The 21,711-nt window shown below is 51.9% G+C and carries 24 protein-coding genes; 20 read left to right on the forward strand and 4 right to left on the reverse strand.

All coding sequences use genetic code 11. The features are described from left to right. The first annotated feature begins 165 nt into the window (after positions 1-165). The 11 genes from dinB to trxA all read left to right on the forward strand — a co-directional run bounded on the left by dinB (position 166) and on the right by trxA (position 11,716). Positions 166-1,275 (forward strand): DNA polymerase IV, encoded by a 1,110-nt coding sequence (dinB, locus tag FD30_RS11000; RefSeq protein WP_056945061.1) that lies wholly within the window; start codon positions 166-168, stop codon positions 1,273-1,275. 94 nt (positions 1,276-1,369) lie between these two features. Next, positions 1,370-2,329, forward strand: coding sequence for a DHH family phosphoesterase (locus FD30_RS11005; protein WP_056945097.1), 960 nt, complete (start codon positions 1,370-1,372; stop codon positions 2,327-2,329). A gap of 1 nt (position 2,330) precedes the next feature. Then, entirely contained in the window at positions 2,331-3,689 is a 1,359-nt protein-coding gene (locus FD30_RS11010; protein WP_056945062.1) for a DEAD/DEAH box helicase, read from the forward strand. Positions 3,690-3,963: 274 nt separating this feature from the next. Further along, positions 3,964-6,603 (forward strand): alanine--tRNA ligase, encoded by a 2,640-nt coding sequence (alaS, locus tag FD30_RS11015; protein ID WP_056945063.1) that lies wholly within the window; start codon positions 3,964-3,966, stop codon positions 6,601-6,603. A gap of 304 nt (positions 6,604-6,907) precedes the next feature. Then, positions 6,908-7,180 (forward strand): IreB family regulatory phosphoprotein, encoded by a 273-nt coding sequence (locus FD30_RS11020; RefSeq protein WP_024746979.1) that lies wholly within the window; start codon positions 6,908-6,910, stop codon positions 7,178-7,180. Further along, positions 7,177-7,614: a Holliday junction resolvase RuvX gene (gene ruvX, locus FD30_RS11025; RefSeq protein WP_056945064.1), complete on the forward strand. Its 438-nt coding sequence runs from the start codon at positions 7,177-7,179 to the stop codon at positions 7,612-7,614. The genes FD30_RS11020 and ruvX overlap by 4 nt, the downstream gene beginning before the upstream one ends. Positions 7,615-7,622: 8 nt before the next feature. Next, the gene (locus FD30_RS11030) at positions 7,623-7,934 is read left to right on the forward strand and encodes a DUF1292 domain-containing protein (protein ID WP_024746981.1); all 312 of its coding nucleotides are present in this window, start codon (positions 7,623-7,625) and stop codon (positions 7,932-7,934) included. A gap of 121 nt (positions 7,935-8,055) precedes the next feature. Next, complete coding sequence (locus FD30_RS11035) at positions 8,056-8,364, forward strand: cell division protein ZapA (protein WP_056945065.1); 309 nt, start codon at positions 8,056-8,058, stop codon at positions 8,362-8,364. A 1-nt stretch (position 8,365) separates the two neighbouring features. Continuing rightward, complete coding sequence (locus FD30_RS11040) at positions 8,366-8,896, forward strand: CvpA family protein (protein WP_056945066.1); 531 nt, start codon at positions 8,366-8,368, stop codon at positions 8,894-8,896. Between the two features lie 21 nt (positions 8,897-8,917). Continuing rightward, positions 8,918-11,281: an endonuclease MutS2 gene (locus FD30_RS11045; protein WP_056945067.1), complete on the forward strand. Its 2,364-nt coding sequence runs from the start codon at positions 8,918-8,920 to the stop codon at positions 11,279-11,281. A gap of 117 nt (positions 11,282-11,398) precedes the next feature. After that, the gene (gene trxA / locus FD30_RS11050; RefSeq protein ID WP_024746985.1) at positions 11,399-11,716 is read left to right on the forward strand and encodes a thioredoxin; all 318 of its coding nucleotides are present in this window, start codon (positions 11,399-11,401) and stop codon (positions 11,714-11,716) included. Between the two features lie 67 nt (positions 11,717-11,783). On the opposite strand, the gene FD30_RS11055 is transcribed toward trxA, so the two are convergent. Next, positions 11,784-12,311 (reverse strand): YslB family protein, encoded by a 528-nt coding sequence (locus FD30_RS11055; protein WP_056945068.1) that lies wholly within the window; start codon positions 12,309-12,311, stop codon positions 11,784-11,786. Positions 12,312-12,509: 198 nt separating this feature from the next. Between FD30_RS11055 and murI the strand changes: the two genes are divergently transcribed. The 4 genes from murI to cbpB are packed head-to-tail and all read left to right on the forward strand — an operon-like array spanning position 12,510 to position 14,988. Continuing rightward, positions 12,510-13,355 (forward strand): glutamate racemase, encoded by an 846-nt coding sequence (gene murI, locus FD30_RS11060; RefSeq protein ID WP_056945069.1) that lies wholly within the window; start codon positions 12,510-12,512, stop codon positions 13,353-13,355. Beyond that, a complete protein-coding gene (locus FD30_RS11065) occupies positions 13,356-13,958 on the forward strand; it encodes an XTP/dITP diphosphatase (protein WP_056945070.1) in 603 nt (200 codons plus the stop codon). A 3-nt stretch (positions 13,959-13,961) separates the two neighbouring features. After that, positions 13,962-14,495: a YfcE family phosphodiesterase gene (locus FD30_RS11070; RefSeq protein WP_056945071.1), complete on the forward strand. Its 534-nt coding sequence runs from the start codon at positions 13,962-13,964 to the stop codon at positions 14,493-14,495. 7 nt (positions 14,496-14,502) lie between these two features. Continuing rightward, entirely contained in the window at positions 14,503-14,988 is a 486-nt protein-coding gene (gene cbpB, locus FD30_RS11075; protein WP_056945072.1) for a cyclic-di-AMP-binding protein CbpB, read from the forward strand. Positions 14,989-15,036: 48 nt separating this feature from the next. Here cbpB and FD30_RS11080 read toward each other — a convergent pair whose 3' ends face one another. Continuing rightward, on the reverse strand, positions 15,037-15,918 hold the full coding sequence (locus FD30_RS11080; RefSeq protein WP_056945073.1) for a mechanosensitive ion channel family protein: 882 nt from the start codon (positions 15,916-15,918) through the stop codon (positions 15,037-15,039). A 207-nt stretch (positions 15,919-16,125) separates the two neighbouring features. On the opposite strand from FD30_RS11080, the gene FD30_RS11085 reads away from it, so the two are divergent. Both FD30_RS11085 and FD30_RS11090 read left to right on the forward strand, forming a co-directional pair. Beyond that, positions 16,126-16,530, forward strand: a complete 405-nt coding sequence (locus FD30_RS11085) for a DUF948 domain-containing protein (RefSeq protein WP_056945074.1) — start codon at positions 16,126-16,128, stop codon at positions 16,528-16,530. A 23-nt stretch (positions 16,531-16,553) separates the two neighbouring features. After that, entirely contained in the window at positions 16,554-16,961 is a 408-nt protein-coding gene (locus FD30_RS11090; RefSeq protein WP_225426472.1) for a hypothetical protein, read from the forward strand. Positions 16,962-17,086: 125 nt separating this feature from the next. Here FD30_RS11090 and FD30_RS11095 read toward each other — a convergent pair whose 3' ends face one another. Continuing rightward, a complete protein-coding gene (locus FD30_RS11095) occupies positions 17,087-18,184 on the reverse strand; it encodes a M24 family metallopeptidase (protein WP_024746994.1) in 1,098 nt (365 codons plus the stop codon). Between the two features lie 205 nt (positions 18,185-18,389). On the opposite strand from FD30_RS11095, the gene ccpA reads away from it, so the two are divergent. Both ccpA and FD30_RS11105 read left to right on the forward strand, forming a co-directional pair. Next, complete coding sequence (gene ccpA, locus FD30_RS11100) at positions 18,390-19,391, forward strand: catabolite control protein A (RefSeq protein WP_024746995.1); 1,002 nt, start codon at positions 18,390-18,392, stop codon at positions 19,389-19,391. A gap of 167 nt (positions 19,392-19,558) precedes the next feature. Then, the gene (locus FD30_RS11105; RefSeq protein ID WP_235803272.1) at positions 19,559-20,368 is read left to right on the forward strand and encodes a hypothetical protein; all 810 of its coding nucleotides are present in this window, start codon (positions 19,559-19,561) and stop codon (positions 20,366-20,368) included. A gap of 94 nt (positions 20,369-20,462) precedes the next feature. Here FD30_RS11105 and FD30_RS11110 read toward each other — a convergent pair whose 3' ends face one another. Then, a complete protein-coding gene (locus FD30_RS11110) occupies positions 20,463-20,894 on the reverse strand; it encodes an Rrf2 family transcriptional regulator (RefSeq protein ID WP_056945076.1) in 432 nt (143 codons plus the stop codon). A gap of 171 nt (positions 20,895-21,065) precedes the next feature. Between FD30_RS11110 and FD30_RS11115 the strand changes: the two genes are divergently transcribed. Next, positions 21,066-21,638, forward strand: coding sequence for an NADPH-dependent F420 reductase (locus FD30_RS11115; protein ID WP_056945077.1), 573 nt, complete (start codon positions 21,066-21,068; stop codon positions 21,636-21,638). Positions 21,639-21,711: the final 73 nt, after the last annotated feature.

Here is a 21,711-nt window from a genome sequence, read left to right on the forward strand (position 1 = left end):
CATAGGAGCACCCCGTCGGGTAACTTCTATGCCTCTAAGCTTAGTATTTTTTTTGTTGGGAAAGATTGCGAGGGAACGTTCGTTCGAATATAATAAGGTTAATTTACAGGGAAGACCTTGGAATCATCGTTGAGAGCAGACATGACGGGAAAGGAGTGGGGCGGAATGCCGCAACCGGAAGCGAAGTACACCCAGCGTAAGATTATTCACGTGGACATGGATGCCTTTTATGCGTCCATTGAGGAGCGGGACCATCCGCAGTTCAAGCACCACCCCTTAGTGATTGCCAAGGATCCCCGCAAAACGGGAGGACGTGGGGTGGTAGCAACGGCTAATTATGCTGCGCGCCGGCATGGTATCCATTCGGCCATGAGCGCCAATGAAGCCCTAAAGTTGTGTCCGGAAGCCATCTTTCAGACGCCCAATTTTCCCCTTTACCGCGAGGTCTCCGCACAGATTCACCGGATCTTTCACGAATATACGGATAAGATCGAACCCGTGGCCTTCGATGAGGCCTATCTGGATGTGACTGAAAATAAGCACCATCTCCGCTCAGCCGTCCAGGTTGCTCACGAGATTCAAGCGGAAATTTACGACCAGACGCACCTGACTTGTTCCACGGGCATCTCATACAACAAATTTTTAGCTAAGGAAGCTTCAGATTACCGTAAACCGGTGGGCGTCAGCGTGATCTTGCCGGAAGATGCCCATGACTTTCTGATGGCGTTACCGATCAAACGGTTCCGGGGAGTGGGGAAGAAGACGGTGCCCAAGATGTATGATTTAGGCATCCAAACGGGCGCCGACCTGTATCAGCGCAGTCAGCTGGCGTTGATCCATGACTTTGGAAAATTTGGCTACGTGCTCTACCAGCGGGTACGGGGAATCGATGAGCGTCCGGTCGCCTATCTGCGGGAACGCAAGTCAATCGGCAAAGAGCGCACGTACGGGCCACCACTGACCACGGCGGGAGAAGTGGAGAACCAGTTAACGTTTCTGGCCGAACGGGTAGCCCAAGCGGTCGCACAGAAACAGCGCCACGGGAAGACCTTGGTTTTGAAGTTACGGACCAGTGACTTTACCACAGTGACCAAGCGGGTAACGCGAGACGACTTTATCGCGAACGACGCCACGACTTATTATGAGTTGGCCTGGGAACTTTACCAGAGCGTGGCGACACCAGACGAGCAGATTCGCTTACTGGGCATTACAATCACGGGGCTGGCGTCACAGACGTTCGAGAACGTCAGCCTGCCACTTTGGGGTGATCAGTGAGTTTCTTTTGAAATTACCCGCTAAAACTTGTATACTGAAACGCAGTATTGTGGCGGAGTTCGCCACTAAATCGGAAAGAAAATGGGTGAAGAACATGGCGATTGAAGCTGCCATTTTAGAACAAATCAAACACTATCAAACAATTATTATTCACCGACACCAGCATCCAGACCCAGATTGTATTGGGGCACAGTTGGGACTACGGACCATCTTACGGGCTAGTTTTCCCGATAAGACAGTAAAGGCCGTGGGGAAACATTACCCGGGTTTTGATTGGCTGGGGCAAGCCGACACGGACGTGACCGACGCGGATTACCGTGAAGCCTTAGTCATCGTGGTCGATACGGCCAACCAACCTCGGGTGGACGATGACCGGTGGCGAACGGGGAAGGCCGTAGTTAAGATCGATCACCACCCCAACGACGATGCTTTTGGGGACCTGCAGTGGGTCCGCGACCAGGCGTCTAGCACGTCAGAACTGCTATATGACTTTTACGCGGCCAACGCTGATGAATTAACGTTACCGGTCGAAGCTGCGCGGCTATTCTATGCCGGCATTGTGGGCGATACGGGTCGCTTCATGTACCCGGCCACCTCGGCGCACACCTTAGAAGTGGCCGGTAAATTGATGACCACCGGGTTTTCGGCCAGTGATGTCAATCAGGCCGAAGACGAGATTTCACCTGCCATGGCCCGGTTGTCCGCGTACGTCTACCAGCACTTAACGATTCTGCCTAGTGGAGCGGCCTACCTGAAGTTGAGCGATGCTGATCTGGAACCCTTTGAGTTAGGGGAGACCGATTCAACGTCGGCGGTCGTGCCTTTACCAGGTAAGATCACCACGGTCAAGGCCTGGGCCTTCTTCGTTGAAGCTAAGGACCACACGTACCGGATTCGCCTACGTTCCAAGGGACCGTCCATTAACGGCTTGGCTAAGGCGCACGGCGGTGGCGGGCATGCTTTGGCCAGCGGCGCGACCGCACACGACCAAGCAGAGATTGACCAAGTCGTTCAGGAATTAGACGCCTTGGTTGCACAAGATAAAGGAGAATAGAATGACCGCAGATTTTACACAGTTTCACCTCCAAGACTACCTGATGAAGGCCTTGGATAAGATTGGGTTCCAACACCCTACGGCCGTCCAAGAAAAGCTGATCCCCATCATTGCTTCTGGCAAAGACGTGGTGGGTCAGTCCCAGACGGGGAGCGGGAAGACCCACACGTTCCTCTTACCCATCTTTAACCAACTGACCAGCGATGACCAGGTACAGGCGGTGATCACCACGCCTAGCCGGGAGTTGGCTTATCAGATCCATTCGGCAGCGGAACAACTGGCCGCGGAAGCGCCCTTTGAGATTCGCATTGGAAACTACGTCGGGGGAACGGATAAGAAGCGGCAGATTACCAAGCTGACCCATAACCAACCCCAATTGGTGATTGGGACGCCTGGCCGGGTCATGGACCTGATTCAATCGGACGCGTTGAACGTGCACACCACGCGGCAATTCGTCGTGGATGAAGCCGATATGACGCTGGATCTAGGGTTCTTGGACCAGATTGACAAGATTGCTAGTCGGATGCCTAAGCACCTGCAAATGATGGTCTTTTCCGCAACGATTCCGCAAAAGCTGAACCCGTTCTTGCGGAAGTACCTGAACCATCCCGTGATCGAAGAGATTCCCGCGTCAGCGATTATCAGCGATACTATCGATAACTGGTTGATTTCAACCAAGGGTCAGGACCGTAACCGGCTGATCTACCAACTGATCACGATGGGAGAACCCTACCTGGTCCTAATCTTCGCGAACACCAAGACGCGAGTCGAAGAATTGCACCATTACCTGCAATCCCAAGGGTTAAAGGTCGCCATGATTCATGGGGGCATCAAGCCGCGGGAGCGGAAGCGGGTCATGCGTGAAGTGAAGAACTTGCAGTTCCAATACGTCGTAGCAACGGACTTAGCGGCACGGGGAATTGATATCGAAGGTGTCTCCCACGTCATTAACGACGATATTCCGGAAGACCTAGAGTTCTTTATTCACCGGGTTGGCCGGACAGGACGTCAGGGGATGCCGGGGACGGCCATCACGCTGTACTCGCCCGGAGAAGAAAAGTTGGTCTCCGAGATTGAAGCCTTGGGCATTCATTTCCAACCTAAGCGAATTCGCGATGGTGAAATCGTTGATTCTTACGACCGGAATCGCCGGACCAAGCGGCGGAAGTCCACGCAACATTTGGACCCGACGCTGATTGGGATGGTCAAGAAGAAGAAAAAGAAGATTAAGCCAGGGTACAAGCATCAGATCAAACAGGCCATTCACGCGAAGAAGGACCAAGAACGGCGAATCGAGCAACGGGCCGCGGCTCGTGCCGAACGGAAACGGCGTAAGCGTAATTCGGACCGTTACCAATAAACAATGATTGACAAGCATTCTGGGGCCACCTATAATTTCAAGTGGACAATTAAATATCAACAGAGGATATACCGCTAACCGCCGATTTTCAGAAACGTTTTGGGTGCTGTGAAAAACGATTCGGCCGTTAGTTGGCGCTCCCTCGATTTATCGCGACTCAGCGTTATGAGTTCAAGAGGTTAACGATCAAACATCGTTGCAAGTAAAGTGGTACCGCGTTTCGGCGTCTTTACGGGCAACGGTGTTTTTTATCTTTTTTTGGAGGTTTTAAGAGATGAAAGAGTTAAGCAGTAGTCAAATTCGACAGATGTACCTCGACTTTTTTCAGAGCAAAGGGCACACCATCGAACCAAGTGCGTCACTAGTCCCTAAGGATGATCCATCGTTACTGTGGATCAACTCCGGGGTTGCGACCATGAAGAAGTACTTTAGTGGGCAAGTCGTTCCAGAGAATCCACGGTTGACCAGTTCCCAGAAGAGTATCCGGACCAACGATATTGAAAACGTTGGTCGGACAGCGCGGCACCATACGTTGTTCGAAATGCTGGGGAACTTCTCAGTGGGGGATTACTTTAAGAAAGAAGCCATTACTTGGGCGTGGGAACTTCTGACGTCCCCAGACTGGTTCGGTTGGGATCCTGACAAGTTGTACATGACGGTCTACCCTAAGGATACCGATGCCCAGGAATTCTGGGAAAAGGCCGGTGTAGCCCCAGATCACATTATCCCCGTTGAGGATAACTTCTGGGACATTGGTGAAGGGCCTTCGGGTCCCGATTCCGAAATCTTCTACGACCGGGGAGAAAGCTTTAACAACCTCGCAGAGGATGATCCCGAGAATTACCCGGGTGGCGAGAATGAACGGTACCTGGAAGTCTGGAACATCGTATTTTCACAATTTAACCACGAACCTGACGGCAGCTACAAGCCACTTCCCCGGAAGAACATTGATACGGGGATGGGCTTAGAACGGGTCGTTTCGATCTTCCAGAACGCCAAGACGAACTTTGAGACCGACCTCTTCTTACCGATTATTCACAAGACGGAAGCACTCAGCGCGGGGAAGAAGTACGGCGCTGATGCAGAAGACGACATTTCCTTTAAGGTGATTGCGGACCACGCCCGGGCCATTACCTTTGCCATTGGTGACGGTGCTTTGCCTGGTAACGAAGGTCGCGGCTACGTCATCCGGCGGTTGATCCGGCGGGCCGTTGTCAACGGCCAGAAGCTGGGGATTCAGGGCGCCTTCTTGGACCAATTAGTCCCAATCGTAGGCGAAATCATGCAATCCTATTACCCAGAAGTCTTACAACAAAAGGACTACATTGCCAAGGTCGTTCGGTCGGAAGAAGACCGGTTCGGTGAGACCTTGAACGGTGGGCTGGACCTGTTGAACGGCTTGATTGCGGACTTGAAGCAAAATGGTGGTCAGGAGATTGCTGGGGCGGACGCCTTCAAGCTTTACGACACCTATGGGTTCCCGGTTGAATTGACGCAGGAATACGCTATCGACCAGGGCATCTCTGTCGACCAAGCTGGGTTCAAGGCTGAGATGCAAAAGCAAAAGGACCGTGCCCGGAATGCTCGGGGTAAGCAAAAGGCTATGGGCTTACAACACGACTTGTTGATCAACGTTAAGACGCCAAGCGAGTACGTTGGCTATACCCAATTAGAGACCCAAAGTACGTTGACGGAACTGGTCGTTGATGATCAGTTGGCGGACGAAGCCGTTAGCGGGACGGCCGAGGCGATGTTTGATACCACGCCATTCTACGCTGAAATGGGTGGTCAAGTGGCCGATAAAGGGGACATCTACGACCTAGACGGCCACGTAGTCGCCCACGTTACGGACGTTCAACACGCCCCTAACGGACAAAACCTGCACACCTTAGACGTGGTGGCACCTTTGAAGAAGGGCACCAAGTATGCCCTGAAGGTCGACCAAGTCTTCCACAGCAAGGTGGAAAAGAACCATACGGCGACCCACTTGCTGGATAAGGCCTTGCGGAACGTCTTCGGGGAACACACGCAGCAAGCCGGTTCCTTGGTTGAAGGGGACTACTTGCGGTTTGACTTCACCCACTTCGGTCAAGTTGACCCTGCTGACTTAGCCAAGGCTGAAGCCATTGTGAACCAGCAGATCTTCGCAGAACTTCCTGTTACGACGGTGGTTACCGATATTGAAAGCGCCAAGAAGATGGGTGCGATTGCCCTATTTAGCGAGAAGTACGGGAAGACTGTCCGGGTCGTGAGCGCAGGTGATTTCGTGACCGAATTCTGTGGTGGGAACCACGTTAAGAACACCAACGAAATCGGGCTGTTCAAGATTACCTCGGAATCCGGGGTCGGTGCAGGTGTCCGGCGGATCGAAGCCGTGACTTCCGGGGCCGCTTACAAGTATTTGAACGACCACGACAACGTCTTGCGGTCAGTTGCGAACGACTTAAAGGTCACGCAACTTAGTGACGTGGCGGGTAAGGTCCAAGCCTTACAAGCCCAGGTCAAGGAATTGCAACAGAAGCAAGCTACGTTGGAAGGCAAGTTGGCCGGCGAACAAGCTGGTGCGGTCTTCGAAAAGGTCATCCAAGCGGGTCAGTATCGCTTGATCAGCGGGACCGTCCAGGTTTCGAAGATGGACCAATTGCGGGCTTTAGCCGATACTTGGCGTGAAAAGGCCTTATCCGACGTCTTGGTCTTGGGAGCTGAAGTCAACGGCAAGGCGAACTTGCTGGTGGCCGTCAGTGCCGATAAGCAAAAGCAGGTCAAGGCGGGCGACTTGATCAAAGCCATTGCACCGAAGATCAACGGTGGTGGTGGCGGTCGGCCAAACCTGGCTCAGGCCGGGGGAAAGAACCCAGCAGGGTTGCCGGATGCCATGGCCGCAGCAGCGGATTGGTTGACGACCCAAGCTTAGTGACCGAAAGGATCCAACACAAGCTGTAAAGAACTGAAGAACCTGGGACGGAGATGGTCTCAGGTTCTTTTGCTTGTTGTGGAAGCCCCTTGGCCATTTTCCCCAGCGTTATCGTCCCGAATCAACCGGTCGGGTGGTATCATAGAACTGGGGAAATTAAACGGTATTTCAAGACCGATGCTGAGTATTGGGCGATGGCAAGTTGTTGTATTACGAAAACATTACATCGGGGGTCGGTCGTTGTAGTTTGCTAGTCAATCGAGTAAAATTGACACTAAGTGAGGAAGTGCGGGGGTGTTATATAGTGAGTTCATTAGACAAAACGATGTATTTTGACTTTGGTGCCAACCAACCAAAGGATGTGCACGATACGCTGGTAACGGTCTATCAGGCACTAGAAGAAAAGGGATATAACCCAATTAATCAGATTGTCGGGTACCTACTATCAGGCGATCCTGCGTACATCCCGCGAATCAATGATGCGCGGAATTTAATTCGCAAGCACGAGCGTGACGAGATCATTGAAGAGCTCGTACGCTTCTATCTGAATCAGAATGGACCGGTGAAACCTTCATGAAGTTAATGGGATTAGACGTTGGCTCACGGACCGTTGGGGTCGCCATCAGCGACGCCCTGGGTTGGACGGCTCAGGGGGTAGAGATTATCCCCATTGATGAAGACACAGAAGTATTTGGGTTAGACCGGGTGGCCGAATTGGTCACTGAGCATGAGGTCGGCGGTTTTGTGGTCGGCCTCCCCAAGAACATGAACAATACGTTGGGCCCGCGGGTCGCCGCTTCTCAGCGGTACGGCCAAATGTTGACGGATCGCTTCCATTTACCTGTGGACTTTGAAGATGAACGGTTGACAACGGTTGAGGCGGAGCGTATGTTAGTGGAACAAGCTGACACGTCACGGCGGAAACGCAAGCGGGTCATTGATAAATTAGCAGCTGGGTTAATCCTGCAGAACTATTTAGATCGGCACGGTAAGTTAACCCGAGAAAAGTGAGGTTTCCCATGAACGAAGACCAAGAACAAATTACGTTAGTAGACGAAAATGGTAACGAAGAGTTATACGATGTGTTATTTACGTTTGAATCCGACGATTTTGGTAAGTCCTACATTTTGATTTACCCTTCTGGTAAGCGTGATGATGAAGAAGTTGACATCCAAGCTTATGCTTTACCAGCCGATGATGATCCGGCTAACCCATCCGGGGGCGATTTACAATTAATCGAGTCCGATGAAGAATGGGACATGATCGAATCTGTTTTGAATACGTTCTTATCAGACGGAACGGTTGATCCGAACGCGGGCAAGCAAAAGTAAGTGACACCAAAAGGGCGGATTTCCGCCCTTTTTGTTTGCCGTCAGGTTCGGTCGGCTGGCTACTGCTGATGGCGGATTAATGGTAAAATAAGACGTTGTGGAAAACAGGAGGAATAACCAAATGGCAGAACAAACACACCGGTTTAAAGCAAAAATTGCGGGGAAGACGTACACGATTGTGGGGAAGGCAACGGACGCCCACATGCGGGCGGTCACCCAGGTGTTGAATGAACAGTATGATCAATTGAAGAACCAGTTGCCAGCTAGTGTGACGAAAGAGGATGCCGCGGTTTTAATGGCGTTCAACGCGATTTCGGACCAGTTGAAGTTACAAGCGCGGTTAGATGCGCAAACAGCTCCAGCAGATACGACTGATGAGCCGGCCACGCCTTCCGCCACGGATTCAGCCAACTCGGAAACGGGGGATTAGGGTGGTTCTCAGCTTGGGCATTCTCCTGGTCCTGTGGTTAGGGTTTCACCGGGGGTATCGGCGGGGACTGGTCCTACAGGTCCTGCTGTCGCTAGGGTACCTGGCGGTGTGGCTGGTGGCCCGGGTCGGTGCTCGGCCGTTAGCCAGTGGATTGGGACAGTTTGTGGGGGGTCTTCCACTCAACGCGACCGTCAGTCCCGTAGCCGTGAGTCAGAGCAGCAGTTTCTTTTTGAACGGGCTCGCATTCTCGGCAATCCTGACCGTAGGCTACTTTGTGATTCGCCGGTTAGCCTATGGGTTGAACCGAGTGACTTGGTTACCAGTCATTCACCAGGTAAATTCCTTAGCGGGTGGCCTCATCAATTTGGTCATTCGGTATGTCTTAATTTTTTTAATTTTAAATTTATTGATCTTGTTACCCAGTACCAGCTTTCAACACAGTTACCAAGCGTCTCCCGTGGCGCAGTGGATTGTGAAGCAGACGCCGCTGTTGTCTAAGCGGGTCCTCCACTGGTGGCTGGTTGAGCATTAAGGATGCGAGAGAGGAGTCAAAATGAATCAAAAAACGCTTAATATTATGGAATATGACCGCATTAAGCAGGCGATTCGCGGCTATCTGGTCTCTGCAGCGGGTCAGCACGAGCTGGCTAAGTTGCACCCAACGGCCGACCGTGACCGTCTGCAACGGTGGTTAGATGAGACCCAAGACGGGGCTGACATCTACCGACTAGAAAGCGGTATCCCGTTACCTAAACTAGATGATATTCGCCCGCACCTGAAACGGTTGGCGCTGGAGGCGGTTTTGAACGGCTTGGAGTTGGCCCAGATCAGTCGGGTTCTCTGGACCACCAGTTCCGTGGTTCGCTTCTTCGATCAACTCGCAGACAAGGAAGTCACGTTGCGCCAGCTTAACGATGAAGTTCATGAGCTGGTCACGATTCCGGACGTCACACGACGGCTACGGACTTCGCTGGAGGGCGATGGGCACCTGACCGATGACGCGTCGCCAGAGTTGCGACAGATTCGTCAACACATTACGCAAACGGCGGCCGCTATTCGGCAGACCATGGATCAGTACACACGGGGAAAGGATGCCAAGTACCTTAGTGAAACGATCGTGACGATTCGTGACGACCGGTACGTTTTACCGGTGCGCTCGGAGTATAAGCAACACTTTGGCGGAATCGTCCATGACCAAAGTGCCAGTGGTCAGACTCTGTTTATCGAACCGCAGGCAGTGGTGGGGTTAAATAACCAGTTGCGGCAGAATCAAATGGCGGAACGTCACGAAGAACAGCGCATCTTGGCAGAGTTAACGGCGTTACTGGATCCGTACCAACATGAGATCTTGCGGAACGCACAGATCTTGGGTCACCTAGACTTCGTGAATGCTAAGGCGAAGTACGCCCACCAGATGAAGGCCACGGAGCCGCAGTTATCAGCGGATGACCAGATTAACCTGCGGCAAGCCCGCCATCCGTTGATTGACCCCAAAAAGGTGGTCGCCAACGATATTACGATGGGGCAAGACTACAAGACCATCGTGGTCACGGGGCCAAACACGGGTGGGAAGACCATCACGCTGAAGACTTTGGCGCTCCTACAATTGATGGGGCAATCCGGCTTGTTTATTCCCGCTAATGAGCACAGTACGATTGGTGTCTTCGACGATATCTTCGCGGATATCGGGGATGAACAATCCATTGAGCAGAGTCTGAGTACGTTCTCCGGTCATATGGAAAACATCGTCAGCATCTTGGCCCACGCCGATGAGCATAGCCTGGTGGTCATTGATGAACTGGGGGCCGGAACGGATCCGCAGGAAGGGGCCGCGTTAGCGATTGCCATCTTAGATGACCTGGGGACCCTCGGCAGTTACGTGATGGTTTCGACCCACTACCCAGAATTAAAAGCATACGGGTACAATCGGCCGGAGACCATCAACGCTAGTATGGAGTTTGACGCTCAGACGCTGCAACCAACGTACCGGTTACTGATCGGGATTCCCGGACGCAGTAACGCCTTTGACATTGCGGCACGGCTCGGGATGCCGGAGCAAGTGGTTGCGGCGGCCCGGAGCTTGACGGACCAGGATAGCCAAGACTTAAACGCCATGATTGCGGACCTAACGGAACAGAAACGCCGGGTGGATGCGGATGCAGATAGCTTGCAGACGCAACTCCAAGAAGCAACGGAACTTCACCAGGACTTACAAAAGCGCTTTGACCAGTATGAGCATCAGAAGGATCAGTTGATGCTGGATGCTAAACGTGAGGCTAACCGTTTAGTGGATGAGTCACGTAAACGGGCTAACCAGATTATTGCGGATATTCGCAAGAAGCAGCTAGCGGCTGGCCAGAGTGTGGTCAAGGAAGACGAACTAATTGCCGCTCAGGGAGCCTTGAACGCCTTACAGCAGGACACCGGGTTGAAGAAGAACCGGGTTTTGCGACGAGAAAAGGCCAAGCACGCCTTCAAGAAGGGTGATAACGTCTTAGTTAAGTCTTACGGGCAACAGGGTGTCTTGATGCAGCAGTTGGACGACGACCATTGGGAGGTTCAACTGGGCATCTTGAAGATGAAGATTGCGACTAGTGACCTTGAAAAGGGGGCCGACCCGGCCAAGTCCCGTAAGCAGCCTAAAGCAACGGTTCGGCGTACGGGGTCAAGCGGTATGTCACCGACTCTGGATCTCCGGGGCCACCGTTACGAAGAAGCTATGGCCGAAGTGGACCGCTACATTGATTCGGCATTGTTAGCCGGCTATCCGTCCGTTACAATTATTCACGGGAAAGGGACCGGTGCGTTACGCCAAGGTGTCACGAATTATCTGAAGGGCAACAAACGCATTAAGAGCTTTGGATTCTCACCAGCCAATGCGGGTGGTGACGGGTCAACGATTGTACGCTTCAAGTAAGTGGCAACTCAATTGTGAGCAATCTAGTTGTTTTTTCAGCGTAGTCTGGTAGACTAATTGGTGAACGGAATTTTGTCTCATGAAGTTAACTTGGGAATTTGAAAGGGAGGCAGCAAAATGGTTACGGAAACCACTGATAAGACATTCGAACAGGACACAGCTACGGGTGTGACCTTAACTGACTTTTGGGCAACTTGGTGTGGTCCTTGCCGGATGCAATCACCAGTTGTTGAACAATTGTCTGAAGAAATGGGTGATCAGGTGACGTTCAACAAGATGGACGTTGATGCCAACCCGAACACGCCGCAAAACTTCGGTATCATGAGTATTCCAACGCTCTTGGTCAAGAAAGACGGCGAAGTGGTCGACTCCATCGTGGGGTACCACTCTAAGGACCAATTGAAGAAGATTTTGGACCAATACGTGGAAGCGTAAGGGTCGATAACAAAAGAGTTCAGGACGGATGCGTCCTGAACCCTTTTGTGGTCTGATGGAGAAATCATTATTCAGCTGAGTCCGGGTCAGTGTCCGGCGCATCCGGCTCCCCGAGAATGGTCAACGGTGTCGGGGCATCGTAATCGGGAATCACGTCGTCCGGATCCGTGTAGACGTCGAAAGTGACGGCTTGGTTCCGTAACTTGCGGGGACTGTCGACCAGTTCGGCTTCCGTTGCAATTCCGAGTTGTTGGGCCATCATTTCAGCTAAGAAGCCAGCCTCTAACGTAAAGTCGGGGGTGGCGGTCAGTTGTTTGCGCAGTGCGACGGGTTCCCCGCTGAGTTGCCACCGGGTCATCTGGCCGCTTTGCTTGATCAATGCCAAGGTGCCGAAGCCGGCTTGACGGAAGAACGTGGTGGCGTCTTTGGGATTGGCTAAGGGAAACTTACGCGCTAGGGATTTACCTGCCCAATACCCAATGGCCCCCTTGTCATCTCCGAGTAATTCAGGTAAGAGGGCGTCTCGAAATAGTAGTTGTGGCAAGTAGGGCGCGCCCGCCGCGTCGCTCATGACGGTTTGGTATAAGTTCTTCACGATAGTAAGCTCCTTTAATAGATTTCAATCGGTTGTTACCTCAGTATTATTATAACCCATAAAGTCCGTTACACGGCGCTCGTCATGAATTTAACAGATTCTTAGGGGGAATTGCGGGTGGTGAACCCGCAAACTTGAAACCGGTTCATAAATGGGTGATAATATAGATTCAAGCAAAAAACGAAGGAGCGTAGCCTCATGAGAAATCATCCGATTGGGTTAATGGATTCAGGGGTTGGCGGTTTAACGGTTCTTAAGGAAATTCAACGGTTGTTGCCAACCGAGGAAACGGTTTATTTAGGGGACCAGGGTCGGCTACCCTATGGTCCCCGGTCAGCGGCGGAGGTTTTGCAGTTCACCCGCCAAATTGAAGCTTTTCTTGAGCAACAGGCCCAAATCAAGTTAATGGTCATTGCTTGTAATACGGCCACTGCGGCGGCATTGAAACCATTACAAGCTGAAGTTGCCATTCCCATCGTGGGGGTCATTGCCCCGGGAGCGCAAGCGGCTGTTCAGACGACCCGAAATCACCGGATTGGCGTCATCGCCACGGCAGGAACGGTCAAAAGTGACCAGTACCATCAAGAAATTGTCGCGCAAGATTCTCAAAACACGGTCATTAGTTTAGCCTGTCCGGAATTCGTGACGCTGGTCGAGGCCAACGACCTGACTTCGGCGCACGCGCAGCAAGTGGTGGCCCAGAAATTGGCTCCCTTAGTGGCGCAGAACTTGGATACCCTGATTCTGGGATGCACCCATTTTCCGCTCTTACGGCCGTTGATTCAGTCCGTGATGGGACCCCAAGTCACCTTGGTTGATCCGGGGACGGCTACGGCCCGGCTGGTTGCCACCTTGTTGGCGGATAAGGGACTGACCAATGATCAAGGGCGGGTACATCCAGTTGGCCGGTATTACACGACAGCGGCAGTGGACCACTTCGATTTCTTAGCGAATCAATGGTTGGCCCAAGAACCCGTCCACGCCCAGACAGTGAGGGTCGCTACGCTGGAGCAGCTCGCACCGCAAATAACGGAGGTCAATTAAATGAAAGATGAAACGATTGTGATTGCAACAACGAATGCCGGAAAGGCCCGTGAATTCCGCGCGATTTTTGAGCCTAAAGGCTTAACGGTCAAGACCTTGGCAGACTTCACCGCGCTACCAGCCATTCAGGAAACCGGGCAGACATTTACTGAAAATGCCAAACTGAAAGCGACGACGGTTGCCCAGGCGACGCGGTTACCCGTCTTGGCGGATGACTCGGGGTTGATGGTCGACGCCTTGAATGGTGAGCCGGGTATCTACTCAGCAAGGTATGCAGGCGATCACGATGACGCCAAGAATAAGGCGAAGCTTCTTAAAAAGTTACAGGGGGTTCCCGCTCCCCAGCGGACCGCGAGCTTCCACACGTCGTTGGTCCTGGTCAAACCGAACGGTCGCGAATTAGTCACGACCGGTGAGATCAAAGGTGAAATCCTGACAGCGGAACGGGGGGCGGACGGCTTCGGTTACGATCCCTTATTCTACGTTCCGGCTGAGGGACAGACCTTTGCGGAGATGCCATTAGCGCGGAAGAACCAGATCAGTCACCGCGCCCGGGCGACCGCAGCGATGTTAGCAGAGTTTGACGAATGGTGGGAGGCATAACACATGGCACGTTGGTTGATTGTGAGCGATAATCATGGCGATACGGATATTTTACCGGAACTGACCAAACGGCTACGGCCGGACGTGACGTTCCATTGCGGAGATTCAGAAATGCAGTTGCAGGATGCCTGGTTCCAAAAGCCACAGACTTATGCGGTCCGTGGAAATATGGACATTGATGAGGCCTTTCCGCTGGTGCAAACGCCAACGGTCGATGGGTGTCGGGTCTTATTGACCCATGGGCACCGGGATGCGGTTCATTGGGATCTGACGAAGCTTAAGCTACACGCCGAGGCGGTGCAGGCCCAAGCCGTCTTCTTTGGACACACCCATGAATTAGCTGTGGAAGAATTGGATGGCCGGTTGTTCCTGAATCCGGGGAGCATTAGTCAGCCTAGAGGCGAATTTCGGTCGTTGGGCGGGACTTGTGCGCTGGTGACGGTGACGCCGGAAGCTTGGCACGTGCAGTATTACACCCGAGATTGCCGTCCCGTGACCCGCTTGCAATTTACGTTTGAGCGCCCCCAGAAAGGATGAGTAGTCAATGATTGATGCTGCGGTCGAGCAGCTTCTCCGCCAAGACCCTAAGAGTTACGTGATTCCCGCGGAGGTCGTGGCCAATGTGACGGCGACCAATACGCTAGAGCACGCGTTAATGGTGCTCTCAAAGGTTGGGTATACGCGAATTCCGGTTCTCGCCCCGGATGACCATCTTCAAGGCCTGTTGGCGTTATCTGACGTGACCGACAATCTGTTACGGGTTCCAGGAGCCGCCGTAGAGAATCTGAATCAAATCCTGGTGAGTGATGTGATGCGACCGGTGACCCATTGGGTGGATGATCCCACGAAATTAGAGAAGATTTTGAACCTTTTAGTGGACGAACCCTTTTTGCCACTGGTGGATGACCAGATGATTTTCCAGGGAATTATTACGCGTCGCGAGATTCTTAAGCGCGTAAATTACTTAGCACATAATTTAAATCGCCAATATACGGTCACCCCTAAGATGATTGATACGCCGGCGAACTAAAAAAGAACCTTCCCAGGGACTAGGGTGTCCGGGGAAGGTTCTTTGAATTTAGGCGTTTGATGACGTGGTCACGGTGTGGGTGGGAAGGGTGATTCCTGCTTGCCGAATTGCGCGCAGGTAGGCCGTCAGAAACGTTGCTTGGAGGTTGAACTGCGCACCGTTTTTCGTGAGCAGAACCACCTGGTAGACCAACTCCCCGGAAGGCAGTGTCACGACCCCGGTGAGCAGGGGGTCGTCGATGATGTGGGGATGTTGGGGAACGAGTTGCGCGTTGACTTTCTCGATAATGGGCGTTAGCTGCTCAACGGGGGTCGTTGCGGCAATCGGAATGTTGACTAAGGCTCGCATATTATTACGCGAACGGTTCGCGATGATGGTGATATTGCGATTGGGAATGTAGTTGACGGTCCCGTCAACGCCGGTGACCTGAGTGGTCCGTAAGCCTAAGGCGGTGACGGTCCCCTCAATCGTGCCGATCTTCACGGCATCACCGACGTCGAATTGTTGTTCGATGAGGATGGAGATTCCGGTGACCAGGTCGCTCACAAAGCCTTGGGCCCCAAGCCCTAGTGCCAAACTGAAGATTCCGGCCCCAGCGACTAACGTACCTACGGGAACGCCCAGCGTTGACAGTAACGCGTAGATCCAGAAGAATAGGACCGTGTAGTGGAAGAGGTTCAGGGTCAGCATGCTGATGGTCTGCAGCCGGTTACTGGTCTGATCGCGCTTCGCGAGGTAACGTTTAAAGCTACGACTGAGAATGGCTTTTCCAATCAGGTTGATCAAGAAGAACAATACCGTTAGGGCAATCAAGTTCAAAAAGCGGGTCGTGATCAGGTGGAAAAAGGATTCCCAGTTAAAAGAACGGACATAGTTTTGAAACCACTTGGACGTTGTGGCCGTCGTGGTGACTAATAGTTGCGGCGTCAAGAGACGAGCCTCCTTTGAAGTAAAATAAACTGAAGATTAGCGCCAATCAATAGCGTTAAATTCGCAGAACTTCTCCTAGTTTAGCAGATTTTAAGGACGGCGCCCACCGCTACCGGGAAAATCTTGGGACGGGCGGGGTTTTAATTGCGCGGGACCGGTGAGAATGCTATTCTAGTGGTAAGTAACCGAATACAAGGAGGGGTTGTCATGACCGGTGGACAAGTAGCGGGCCTCATTGCAGCAATTGCTGTGCTGATTTTAGTGCTCTTCATTGGCATGTTCTTAATGAAGTTGAATAAAACGTTGGGTGAGTTGAATCGCTCAATGAAGACGATGACGAATGATGTGGATACCATTAGTCATCAGGCGGAGAACATCATGGCGAACGCCAATGAATTGCTCGAAGACGTTAACCAGAAGGTCGCTACGATTGACCCAGTCTTTCAGGCGGCGGCTGACTTGGGTGAAAGTGTCTCCGATCTGAATTCAGCGACCCGTAAGTTAACTGATCGCGTGAGTGATACGGCAAAGACTTCGCTGGCCGCACGGGTCGGGAAGACCGCGTTCGACCTTTATCGCAACCATAGTCGGAAGCAGAACACACAAGATTAAGTCATAGAAGGGAAGTCAGCATCATGGCAAAACACAAATTATTAGCAGGTTTAGTATTGGGTGGCGCAGCGTTTGCGGCGTACCACGCTTTAGATTTGGAACAACGGGAAGCCTTGAAGGACACTGTTCGGGATAAGGGCAACGCCTTAAAGGACCGGGCAGTGGATTATGCCTTTTACGCCGCTGACGCCTTAGATGACTTTAAAGAGGGTTTAAATGACCGTCAGGCAGCGAAGACGGATGATGTCTCGACCGATGAAACGGTCACCGATGATGCGCCGGAAGATGATATCGTCTTGAGCAGTGACGATGTAGCCGAGCTCAATAAGACCGTTGAGCAGCATGCCCAAGCGACTGATGACGATACCGATCAAGCTGATTCAACTGATTCAACTGATTCAACCACGTCAACGACGGACCAAGCTGAATAATCATACCAGTGTTGGTAGCGCGTCTCGCAGAAGTAGCATCTTCTGCGAGACGTTTTTTGATTCGGCAGCCATTCAAAAAGGACTTGAGACCGCGGTCTCAAGTCCTTTTACGTTGACGTGGGTAATTAGCCGACGTAGGTTAATTCTTTAGAGGTGTGCGTGAATGGTAAAGAACCGTCCTCCGTGACGTGGACGCAGTCTTCGATCCGTACGCCAGCGACACCGGGGATGTAGATCCCTGGTTCAATGGAGAAGCACATGCCTGGCTCCAAGACTAAGTCGTTACCGGCCATGATGGATGGGAATTCATGGTCGCTCATCCCCATGCCGTGACCCAGACGGTGAATGAAGTATTCGCCGTAGCCGGCCTTGGTAATGATGTCCCGGGCAATCTTGTCCAATTCAGCGGCAGTCATACCGGGCTTAACCGCTGCTTGAGCGGTCAATTGGGCTTCTAGACAGACGGCATAGATTTCCTTTTCTTTAGCCGTAGGGGTTCCCAGAGCCACCGTCCGGGACGCATCACTGATGTAGCCGTCGTAGACCGTTCCGAGGTCGAACAGTACCAGTTCGTTGTTGGCGAACTTGGTGTCGTTGGTTGCCCCGTGGGGTTCAGCAGCGTGGGCACCGGCTTGAACTAAGCTTCCAAAAGACATTTCCATAATGCCTTCTTGCATCAGCGCGTACTGTAACTCGGCAACGGCGGATTGTTCCGTCTTGCCCGCTTTCACGGCAGCAAAACCGTGTTCAAACGCGAAGTCGTCCCACTTCCCAGCAATTTCCAACTTCTTGATTTCAGCGGGAGTTTTGATGAGCCGCATGTGGTCAATGAAACTGGTGATGTCGAGGTCGAATTGGGGATTGGTGAACTGAGCCGCGAGGGCTTCCATCCGGGCAACGGGTAGCTGCCCCTTTTCCAAGGCAATCCGGCCGGGGTTCACGTGACGCTGCTTGATCTGGTCGCCAATCATGGCCCAAGGGTCTTCGTGGTCCAGGTACCCAATGACTGGGAATTGCCAACCGGTGGACTTGATGACTTCCACCTCTAAGGCTGGTGCGAAGATAAATGGATCTTGGTCGGGGAAGATGACCAACGCGAGCACCCGTTCAATCGGGTCGCTTCCAAAGCCAGTCAAGTATTGAATGGTTTTAGGGTTGCTCAGATAGGTGAGATCTGCGTGGTGTTCCGCCGTCCATTGTTGAATCTGTTCGAGTTTTGACATAAAATCACCCCTTCAAATGATAGACATATTATAGCATAGTCGGACTCAAGGCTTGAAAATTCCTTGGAAATAGGGTATTCTTTGATGTGAAAGCGTTTTCACACTTGCGCATGAAACACAGGTTCTGTATACTAGTTCAGGTCGCATGAAAACGAATGAAAACGAATGAAAACAACTTAAATCACTGAAGAAAGGGCTATCGCAAATGGAAAAACAAACAGTAACAATTTACGATGTGGCGCGCGAAGCAGCGGTCTCTATGGCTACCGTTTCACGGGTGGTTAACGGGAATCCAAACGTTAAGCCAGCAACGCGTAAGAAGGTACTTGAGGTCATTGACCGCTTAGACTACCGGCCAAATGCCGTTGCACGGGGCTTGGCTAGCAAGAAGACCACGACGGTGGGGGTTATTATTCCCGATGTCACCAACGAATATTTTGCTTCGTTGGCACGGGGAATCGATGATATTGCTATGATGTACAAGTACAACATCATCCTGACGAACTCCGATGAAAATGGAGGAAAAGAAGTCCAGGTCTTGAATACCTTGATGGCTAAGCAAGTCGATGGCATCATTTTCATGGGGAACCAAGTGACGCCAGAATTACGGGACGAATTCAAACGCTCAAAGGCGCCAATCGTTTTGGCGGGTTCCGTGGATGCCGAAAAGTCTCAGCCTAGCGTCAACATCGATTATGTTGCTGCGGTTGCGGAAGCTGTTAAGAACTTGATCGATCACGGAAATCAAAAAATTGCCTTTGTTTCAGGACCGATGGATGAAGCCATTAACCATGATTACCGGTTAAAGGGTTACAAGAAGGCCTTGAAGGATGCGGGCTTATCCTATGATGATAAGCTGATCTTTGAGACGGATTACACTTACAAGGCCGGCCAAGCCTTAGAACCAGCCTTAATGGCTGCCGGTGCGACGGCAGCTTTCGTGGGCGATGATGAGTTGGCCGCTGGGGTGATGAACGGCTTGACGGACGCTAACGTGGACGTTCCTGGTGAATTCGAAGTGATCACCAGTAACGATACTAAGTTAACGGAATTAGTCCGGCCTAAGATGAGTTCCATCACCCAGCCGTTGTATGATATTGGTGCCGTGGCGATGCGGTTGCTGACTAAATTAATGAATAATGAAGCGGTTGATGAAAATACCGTCATTCTACCTTACGGGTTGATGAAACGGAGCTCAACCAAGTAGTCTTTTCAATTTCATGAAAATTGGAAGACGTCTGAAAGCCGAGACGGTCGTCTCGGCTTTTTTGCTGAATTTAAGCGCGCCTTAATCTTTTCGGGGAACGTGTGTGCTACAATGGTAGAAACTTAAAGTAGGGATGGAGGTGGCTTTTGGTGAGTGCCAATAGTCGAATGGAACGTTATCATTCAACGCGAGAGGCGCCAACGCCTCAGCCACAAGCGTCACAGCCTTATCGCCGCCGGCCTGCCTTAGCGCGGTGGGTCGCATTACTGATGGCTTTACTCACGTTAACGGTGGGACTTAAGCTGACCGTCTTTAATGCCTCTTATACGGCGGGAGTGGTGTCCCGGTCTAGTACGGGTGAGAAGGTCATGAATCGTGTGAATAACGAGTTAACGGATCTAGGCATTAGCGGGGATCCCGTGTCCGCCACGTTGATTCAGCCGTATCTGGCTCAAGGAATTGCCCAGTTGTATGGTCAGTCAACGGCGACCGTCGATGATACGGCGTTAGCGAGTGCGATTCAGAGCCAGGCCAGTAGTGTGGGCGTCACCGCTAGTACAGCGTTGACTCGAAAGCTAACGCAGCGGGCCCAGAAACTGGCGACCCGAGCGTTTACGACTACCGCGATGCAGACGGCGGCGACCCGAGTTCAATGGGCGATGCGGTTGAATTGGCTGGTCATGATTGCCGTGGTGCTGTTGAGTATCGTGACCGTTATTTACGCGGCGGGGGTTCACCATTTCTTAGCCAGTCTGGGGCCGGGACTAGCATTAGGGGGCGGCTTGACCGTGATCTTAAGTGGCCTGGGCTGGTTCGTCGGACTTCCTATGGTGACGGCGGCACTTTCGGGGCCTGTCGCGAGTCTTTGCACTGCGGTGGCACAGAGTGGCCTAGGCGTGATTCTTTTTGCGGGCGCCGCTGAGGTGGTCTTAGGATTCCTGGTCTTGCTGGGACACCGGACCTTTCGGCGCTCGTAAGGGCTAATTGAATACGATTTAAACCAAACAGGTTTCCCAGTGTGTGACGTTGGGAAACCTGTTTTTTAGACGAGATTGACTTGAGAGGGGACGCTTAGTGTGGCGTGGTGGCCTGATGAAGGTTAACGTCGTTTAGGATGTCTTGCAACGTGATTTTGGCCATTTGTGCTTCGGCGGCGGCTTGAATCTCGTGGTAATAGTGATCTAACGTCTGGGGCATTGCCACCCCGACTGGACACTTTTGTGAAGTGTGTTGGTCGACGTTTAGCAAGAGTGGCGTTCCAGGGAGGGTGTGGTAGATGTCCTGTAATGTAATCTCGGCGGGGTCACGGGCAAGTGCGAGCTGAGTCGGCCCATGAGTGGGTGCGAGTAAGTTATTTTTTTTGAGAGTTGCCATGATCTTACGAATCAGACTAGGGGAGGTTTCGAGACTACTGGCGATTTCTGGGCTGGTCATTTTTTGTCCCTGAAAATAAGCGATATAGGTCAAAACGTGGATGGTGTCGCTGAACTGAGTATTGGCCATGGTAACACATCCTTTCACTTTAATTGTGTTCTATTCTATAACAGTTTTTATCGTTCGTCAGCTATCAGTCCACGGAAATATTTTTTAAGCGCTTGAATTGACAAGTGACTTTTGAAACGGTATTCTAAAACTGTACTTAAAAAACATACAAAAATATAGGGGGTCTGTATCATGACAGCAGTGACGATTTTTGGTAAAGGAAACATGGGACAAGCAATTGGTGACGTTTTTCAGCAAGGCGGCAATCAGGTAACCTTTATTGACCAAAGTGATCCGGTAGAGAACTTGGGCGAGCTGATTGTCTTAGCGGTGCCTTACTCGGCAGCACTGGTGATTGCGAAGGCCAATCAAGCGAAGTTTGCGGGTAAGACGGTCATTGATATTACCAATCCGTTAAACTTTGATACTTGGGATGAGCTAGTGGTACCGGCAGATAGTTCAGCTGCCGCGCAGATTGCGAAATTACTGCCAGAGTCTCACGTCGTCAAGGCCTTCAATACCACCTTTGCGGCCACACTAAAGAGTCGCCAGGTAGCGGGCCAACAGACGACGGTCATGGCTGCTTCGGATTCTGCGGACGCCAAGGCCCAATTACGAGAAGCTTTAACGGATAGCGGCGTTGCTTTTGTGGATGCCGGCAAATTGAAGCGGGCGCGGGAATTAGAAAGCTTCGGCTTCTTACAGATGACCTTAGCGGCTCAAGAACAGATTGGCTGGACCGGGGGCTTTGCAGTTCTCAAGTAGCCGGTTTGTTCTGATGCTGGATAGAAAATAGCTTGATTTAAAACGGGTTTTCAAATGACTGCGGTCGTTTGGA

Source organism: Levilactobacillus namurensis DSM 19117 (genome assembly GCF_001434785.1).
Taxonomy (GTDB): Bacteria; Bacillota; Bacilli; order Lactobacillales; family Lactobacillaceae; genus Levilactobacillus; species Levilactobacillus namurensis.

Coding starts and splice junctions, on each gene's coding strand:
- dinB (WP_056945061.1), top strand. CDS start 166: ATGCCGCAACCGGAAGCGAAGTACACCCAGCGTAAGATTATTCACGTG.
- FD30_RS11005 (WP_056945097.1), top strand. CDS start 1,370: ATGGCGATTGAAGCTGCCATTTTAGAACAAATCAAACACTATCAAACA.
- FD30_RS11010 (WP_056945062.1), top strand. CDS start 2,331: ATGACCGCAGATTTTACACAGTTTCACCTCCAAGACTACCTGATGAAG.
- alaS (WP_056945063.1), top strand. CDS start 3,964: ATGAAAGAGTTAAGCAGTAGTCAAATTCGACAGATGTACCTCGACTTT.
- ruvX (WP_056945064.1), top strand. CDS start 7,177: ATGAAGTTAATGGGATTAGACGTTGGCTCACGGACCGTTGGGGTCGCC.
- FD30_RS11030 (WP_024746981.1), top strand. CDS start 7,623: ATGAACGAAGACCAAGAACAAATTACGTTAGTAGACGAAAATGGTAAC.
- FD30_RS11035 (WP_056945065.1), top strand. CDS start 8,056: ATGGCAGAACAAACACACCGGTTTAAAGCAAAAATTGCGGGGAAGACG.
- FD30_RS11045 (WP_056945067.1), top strand. CDS start 8,918: ATGAATCAAAAAACGCTTAATATTATGGAATATGACCGCATTAAGCAG.
- trxA (WP_024746985.1), top strand. CDS start 11,399: ATGGTTACGGAAACCACTGATAAGACATTCGAACAGGACACAGCTACG.
- murI (WP_056945069.1), top strand. CDS start 12,510: ATGAGAAATCATCCGATTGGGTTAATGGATTCAGGGGTTGGCGGTTTA.
- FD30_RS11065 (WP_056945070.1), top strand. CDS start 13,356: ATGAAAGATGAAACGATTGTGATTGCAACAACGAATGCCGGAAAGGCC.
- FD30_RS11070 (WP_056945071.1), top strand. CDS start 13,962: ATGGCACGTTGGTTGATTGTGAGCGATAATCATGGCGATACGGATATT.
- cbpB (WP_056945072.1), top strand. CDS start 14,503: ATGATTGATGCTGCGGTCGAGCAGCTTCTCCGCCAAGACCCTAAGAGT.
- FD30_RS11085 (WP_056945074.1), top strand. CDS start 16,126: ATGACCGGTGGACAAGTAGCGGGCCTCATTGCAGCAATTGCTGTGCTG.
- FD30_RS11090 (WP_225426472.1), top strand. CDS start 16,554: ATGGCAAAACACAAATTATTAGCAGGTTTAGTATTGGGTGGCGCAGCG.
- FD30_RS11095 (WP_024746994.1), bottom strand. CDS start 18,184: ATGTCAAAACTCGAACAGATTCAACAATGGACGGCGGAACACCACGCA.
- ccpA (WP_024746995.1), top strand. CDS start 18,390: ATGGAAAAACAAACAGTAACAATTTACGATGTGGCGCGCGAAGCAGCG.
- FD30_RS11105 (WP_235803272.1), top strand. CDS start 19,559: ATGGAACGTTATCATTCAACGCGAGAGGCGCCAACGCCTCAGCCACAA.
- FD30_RS11110 (WP_056945076.1), bottom strand. CDS start 20,894: ATGGCCAATACTCAGTTCAGCGACACCATCCACGTTTTGACCTATATC.
- FD30_RS11115 (WP_056945077.1), top strand. CDS start 21,066: ATGACAGCAGTGACGATTTTTGGTAAAGGAAACATGGGACAAGCAATT.